Source organism: Micromonospora sp. ATLC20, from assembly GCF_057196585.1.
This window is the reverse complement of the sequence record NZ_JBXUOV010000249.1, coordinates 1-6410: the sequence shown is the minus strand read 5'-3', so window position 1 is coordinate 6410 and position 6410 is coordinate 1. Positions and strand designations below refer to the sequence as shown.

4 protein-coding genes are annotated in these 6410 nt (G+C 73.4%); 2 read left to right on the top strand and 2 right to left on the bottom strand.

Going from position 1 to position 6410, the window contains the following annotated elements; genetic code table 11:
* Together AC2CHG_RS29105 and AC2CHG_RS29100 are read left to right on the top strand one after the other, a co-directional pair.
* On the top strand, window positions 1–1007 hold a 1007-nt coding region (locus AC2CHG_RS29105; RefSeq protein WP_484525998.1), incomplete at its 5' end, for a cryptochrome/photolyase family protein.
* Window positions 1008–1248: 241 nt separating this feature from the next.
* Complete coding sequence (locus AC2CHG_RS29100) at window positions 1249–4479, top strand: Ig-like domain-containing protein (protein ID WP_262012158.1); 3231 nt, start codon at window positions 1249–1251, stop codon at window positions 4477–4479.
* A gap of 63 nt (window positions 4480–4542) precedes the next feature.
* Here AC2CHG_RS29100 and AC2CHG_RS29095 read toward each other — a convergent pair whose 3' ends face one another.
* Both AC2CHG_RS29095 and AC2CHG_RS29090 read right to left on the bottom strand, forming a co-directional pair.
* The gene (locus tag AC2CHG_RS29095; RefSeq protein ID WP_484525997.1) at window positions 4543–5589 is read right to left on the bottom strand and encodes a zinc-dependent alcohol dehydrogenase family protein; all 1047 of its coding nucleotides are present in this window, start codon (window positions 5587–5589) and stop codon (window positions 4543–4545) included.
* A gap of 305 nt (window positions 5590–5894) precedes the next feature.
* A partial coding sequence (locus AC2CHG_RS29090; RefSeq protein WP_484525996.1) for a hypothetical protein occupies window positions 5895–6410 on the bottom strand: 516 nt, incomplete at its 5' end.

Below are 6410 nucleotides of genomic sequence, written 5' to 3'. Positions count from 1 at the left end.
TGCCCGCCCCGGCCCGCCGCCCCCGCGCCCGGCCGCCGGTCGACGTGCCGCCGCCCCCGCCGGTCGTCGAGGACGACATCGACGCGCAGGTCCGCCGCGACCTGGACCGCTGGGCGGACGAGGGGATCCGGTTCACCGGCCGGGACGCCCCGCGCCGCCACCCCGCCACGCACGCCGAGGCGCAGGCCCGGCTCACGCACTTCCTGACCCACCGGCTGCCCGCGTACGCCGACACCCACGACCTGCTCCGCGACGGCGACGGACTGCTCGCGTACAGCGCGCTGTCGTCCTCGTTCAACAGCGGCCTGCTCGACCCGGAACCGGCGATCCGGGCTGCCGAACGGGCCGGACGGGACGGCACCGCGCCGCCCGCCGCGGTGCACCGGTTCGTGCGCGGCCTGCTCGGCTGGCGCGAGTTCCTGTGGCAGCTCTACTGGTACTTCGCGCCGCGGTTTCGGGGCGCCGGCTGGCTCGGCGCCGCGCAGCCGCTGCCGGAGTGGTTCGACCGGCTCGACGCCGACGCGGTGGAGGCCCGCTGCCTCGCCGACGTGCTCGCGGGCGTCCGGGACACCGCCTGGGCGCACCACACCGCGCGGCTGACGGTGCTCGCCAACTACGGCCTGCAACGCGGCTGGCGTCCCGCCGAGCTGGCCGACTGGTTCCGCCGCAGCTTCGTCGACGGCGCGGACTGGGTCATGAACGCCACAGTCATCGGCATGAGCCAGTACGCCGACCTGTCCCGCATCGACACCCGGCCGTGGGCGTTCGACGGCACACACCTGTTCCGGATCGGCGCCCCCTGTGCCGGCTGCCGGTACGAGCCCGACGTGGCGCTCGGTGACACGGCGTGCCCGTACACAGGGGGTTTCGAGGCGTTCTGGCACCGCAACCGGGAGCGGCTCGCGGCCGATCCCGGACTGGCGACGGCGCTCGCCGGACGCGACGACCCGCAGCGCCGCGACGCGGTGCTGGCGCAGGAGGACAAGCGCGGCGACGAGGTGCCCTGAGCCCGCCGCGACGGTGACGTCGCGGGCCCGACGGCGCGCACGGCCGGACGGTGACAGCCGGTGACCCGATCGGTGGAGGCGCCCTGCCGGTGTGGCCGGAATTGATGGCGACCGGTCGATTACCGGTGCGGCACGTATCGCGAGAAGTCTTTGCCTCCTACGGTGGCGTCCGGCACGCGGACGGAGGGGACTCGGGAATCACCCGAGAGGGCCGTCCCGGCGGACAGGGAGAGTTGTCTCGATGCGAGTTTGGCTTCGCGCAGCGGCGGTCGTCGCCGCCGGCGCGGTCGTGGTGGCGGGAGTGCCGGCGCTCGCCGCCACCGTCACCGTGCGGGACGCCGGCGTGGCCGGCCACACCGGCGCACAGGCGACGGGAAGCAGCGCCGCGCTCGGCGCCGCGCGTACCACCGCGACCCGTGCGCTGGTCACCCCCGGGGACACCCGGCTGATGCCGACCACGCCCCGCACCGACACGCCGCGGATCAGCAACGGCGAGATCACCGACATCGAGGTGATCGGCAACCGCGTCTTCATCGCCGGCACGTTCACCTCGATCGCGAACGTCGGCGGGTCCGCGATCGCGCAGAAGTCCCTGGCGTCGTACAACCTGGACACCGGCAAGGTGGACACCGGGTTCAAGCCGGTCATCGACGGCGCGGTCGCCGCGGTGGAGGCGTCGCCGGACGGCTCGTCGCTCTACATCGCCGGCGCGTTCAACACGATCAACGGCGTCACCAAGCGCAAGATCGCCCGGCTGAACCCGACCACCGGCGCGCCGATCGCCGCGTTCACCGCCACCGCCAACGCGCGGGCCACCGCGCTCGCGGTCAGCGGCAACGCGGTCTACGTCGGCGGCCAGTTCGCCACCGTGAACGGGGTCAGCCGCAGCGGCCTGGCCGCGCTCAACCCCACCACCGGCGCCGTCGACACCGGCTTCAACCTGCCGCTCACCGGCGGCATCGGCGTCGGCGGCATGCTCACCGTGCAGCAGCTCAAGCTCACCCACGACCGCAGCAAGCTGCTGGTCGTGCACACCGGCCGCCAGATCGCCGGCCAGGACCGCTACGGCGTGGCGCTCATCGGTACGGCGAGCAAGGCGCTGCTGCCGTGGCGTACCCGGCTGTGGGAGGACAACCTCTCCTTCGTCGGCGGCATCCAGCGCGTCTTCGCCGGTGACATCGCGCCGGACGACTCGTACTTCGTGGTCACCAGCGGCTCCGGCGGCGACCGCCCGCCGATCAACGACACCGCCATCGCGTACTCGCTGACCGGAAACGACAACGTCGAGCCGCTCTGGATCTCCCGGCACTTCGACAGCATCTACTCGGTCGCGATCACCGACACCGCCGTCTACGTCGGCGGCCACTTCAGCTGGCAGGAGTCGCCCACGTCGAACGTGCCGTGGCCCGGCCTGGACAACGTCGGCTACGGCACCGGCCAGGGGCTCAGCGGCTACGGCCTCGGCGACCAGGTGGTCCGCCGCGACCACCTCGGCGCGCTCGACCCGCTCACCGGCACCGCGCTGGAGTGGAACCCCGGCTCCAACTCGTACGAGGGCGAGAAGGCGATGCTCGCCACCTCGCGCGGCCTGCTCGTCGGCGGTGACGGCAACGTCAAGGGCGGCAAGACCACCGGCCGGGTGGCCTTCTTCGACCTCTCCAAGGAGCCCAAGCCGGCGGCGCTGGACACCACCATCACCACGCCGATCGAGGGCGCGGTGAAGCCGGCGGGCGAGTCGTTCACGATCAGCGGCCAGGCGCTCGCCCCGGCCGGCGTGGCCCGGGTCCAGCTGGAGATCCAGGACCGCAACAGCGGCAAGTACCTCCAGGCCGACCTGACCACCTGGGGCGCGTTCAAGGCGATCAACACGACCGTGGCCGCGCCGAACGCCACCTCCACCACGTGGAGCCTGCCGGTGACGCTGCCGGCCGGGGTCTACCAGTTGCAGGCCAAGACGTTCGACCGCAACGGGGCCGGCGACACCACCAAGGCGGTCAAGAAGATCGAGGCGTTCCGCTTCGACGACCTGCCGCCGACGACCCGGATCAGCTCGCCGTCGGCCGGCCTGGTCGCCACGCAGACGTTCGTGGCCTCCGGCACCGCAACCGACGACAAGGGCGTCAACTCGCTGATCTACTCGTTCCGCACCCCGGACAACCGGTACCTGCAGGACGACGGGACCGTCGCCGCCGTCTACAACACGTTCCGCGGCGAGCCGGACGTGATCGGCGCGACGTCCACGACCTGGCAGTACGAGGTCACGCTGCCCACCGAGGGACAGTGGAAGATGACCGCCACCGCCGTCGACACGACCGGGCAGAGCGACCTGCGCGGCGACACCCGCGACTGGACCGTCTCCGCGAACGGCGTACCGCCGACAGTGGCGATCACCTCGCCGGTGGCGATGACGCCGCCGGGCAACGCCGTGCCGTTCACCGTCGCGCCCGGCGGTACCGTCACGTTCGCCGGTACGGCACGCGACGACGACGCCCTCAAGTCGGTCGAGATCTACCTGCGCAACAACACCACCCGCGAGGCGCTCGCCAGCGATGGCACGTGGGGCGCCGACTCGGTCGCCGGCTACCACCGGATCTCCCCGACCAACCTCGACGCCGCGACGTTCGACTGGTCGTTCACCACGGTGCCGCTCACCCCGGGCGTCTACGACTTCCGGGTACGGGCGACCGACAAGCTCGGCCTGACCACGTCCAGCACCAACATGGGCCGGCTCACCGTCACCGCCCAGGTGCCCGGCGACGCCTTCCCGAACGGGCTGCTCGGCTTCACCGGCACCAACCAGGACATCGACCAGCTGCACCTGGACCTGGCCGGCACGGCGACCGACGACAAGGGTGTGCGGGCGGTCCGGATCGCGCTGCGCGACCTCGACACCGGCCGGTACGTGCAACCGAACGGCACCATGGCCGCCGCGTTCGCCACGGTCGACGCGACGCTCGCCGCGCCCGGCGCGACCAGCACCGCGTTCACGCTCTCGATCGACCTGCCCACCCGGGGCACGTACAGCGTCGAGGCGTGGGCCGTGGACACCGCCGGTCAGCAGGACAACTCGACGAGCGGCGCGACCGCCCGCTACCTGGTCTACCCGGGTGACACCGACCCGACGCTGGAGCCGAGCATCACGCCGGTCGAGGGTCAGGCGTACACCGGTGGCCGGATCGTGGTCACCGGCCGGGCCGTGGACGACGGCGGGATGCAGAAGGTCGAGGTGCAGATCGGCAACAGCGCCGGGCAGGGCATGAACTCGGCCGGCACGTTCGGCCGGGCAGGCGCGCCGACCAGTTGGCCGTGGATCGCCACGTTCCTCACCAGCCCGGGCTCGCCGGGGTCGAACTTCGCGTACACGTCGCCGGTGATCCCGGCCGGCACGTACACGGTGACGATCCGCGGCATGGACAACCGGGGTCAGTACCAGCAGCCGCCCCGTACCGTCACGGTGACCGTCACCGACTGACCGGACGGCCTCGCGGGCCGGTCCGCGCCGGGTCACCCGGCGCCGGGCCGGCCCGTGCCCGTCTCAGGGCCGGATCAGGCACATCCCGGCGGTGGCCGGCCGGTCCATCGTGGCCAGCGCGTCAGGGGCGGCGTCCAGGTCGATGGTGCGGGTGACCAGCTCGGCCGGGCGCAGCACCCCGGCGGTGACCAGCCGCAGCATCTCCGGGTACGCGTGCGCCGGCATGCCGTGGCTGCCCCGCAGCTCCAGCTCGTACGCGATCACCAGGTCCATCGGCAGCGCGGGCCGGCCCTGCGCGGCGGGCAGCAGCCCGACCTGCACGTGCCGGCCGCGTCGGCGCAGGCCCTCGATCGACGCCACGCAGGTGGCGTGACTGCCGAGCGCGTCCAGCGACAGGTGGGCGCCCCCGCCGGTGGCCTCCCGGACCGCAGCGGCCACCTCGCCGGGACCGCTCAGAGCGCTCGCGTCCACGCACACCGCGGCACCGCTGCGGCGGGCCAGCTCCAGCGCGCCGGGCGACACGTCCACCGCCACCACCCGCGCCCCGCTCGCCGCCGCGACCATGACCGCGGACAGGCCGACGCCGCCGCAGCCGTGCACCGCCACCCACTCGCCCGCCGCCACCCGGCCCTGCGCGACGACGGCCCGGAACGCGGTGGCGAACCGGCAGCCGAGCGCGGCGGCGGCCGCCTCGTCCAGCTCGTCCGGCAGCCGGACCAGGTTGACGTCGGCGTGCCGTACCGCGACCAGCTCGGCGAACGAACCCCAACCGGTGAACCCCGGCTGGGTCTGCCGCTCGCAGACCTGCTGGTCGCCCACGAGACACGACGGGCACCGCCCGCACGCGCAGACGAACGGCGCGGTCACCCGGTCGCCGGGCCGCCACCCGCGTACGTCCGCGCCGGCCGCCACGACGACACCGGCGAACTCGTGCCCCGGTACGTGCGGCACGCGGATGTCCGGGTCGTGGCCCTGCCAGCCGTGCCAGTCACTGCGGCACAGGCCGGTCGCGCCGACCCGGACGACCACGCCGTCCGGCGCCGGCGCCGGGTCGTCCACCTCCCGGACCTCCGGCCGCACCCCGAACCGCTCGAACACCACCCCACGCATACCCCCGATCCTCACACCCGCCCGCCCCACCTCCCACCCCACCCTCGCCCTCGCCCTTCCACCCTCACCCGCTCCCACACCCGCTCCCCGCGATCTTGCACTTGCGGCCCTGTTGATGTCGCAGATGTCCCATCTGACCGGGCAGAAAGTGCAAGATCGTCGACGAGGGGCCGGGGTCCAGCCGCCTCTCTCACCTGATGGGAGCGGGCCCCCCTCGCGCCGGTGATCAAGGAGTTTGTGTCCTCAGCAGGCGATGTCCGCCCGCAAACTCCTTGATCACCGGGCACAGGGGGAGGGAGAGGGGGCTACAGGCGGCGGCCCTGGGAGGTGCGGGCGGTGATGCCGTCCAGGGGGGTTCCCGGGGTGAGGGTCTTCGGGTCGAACCAGAAGATCACCACCTGGGGGTCTTCGCTCCAGCGGACCAGCCTCGCCTCGACCTGCCGGCCGTCGACAGTCCCGACGATGCGGGCCGCCGGGCCGACGAAGTAGCCGAACGTGGGGATCGTCGTGTCGGTGGGCGCCCGCTGCTGGTCGTACCCGATCTCGTGGAAGCCCGGCCGGCGGTCGCTGCCGGTCACGTCGTTCACCAGGAAGTCGGAGGTCAGGCGGCCGTCCGGCGCGCGCCGCCCGGCGACCAGGCCGATCGTCACGCGCGGCAGCTCCGGCACGTCGACCGGGACCATGAAGAACACGCGCGCGTCGGCGCCGTACCGGATGCCGCTGTCCACGACCGTTCCGAGCGGTTGCGGCGGCGCCTTGGTCGGGGCCGGCGCGGCGGTCGGCGTGGGCGGCGGCGGGCCGGGCGACACGGTGGCGACCGG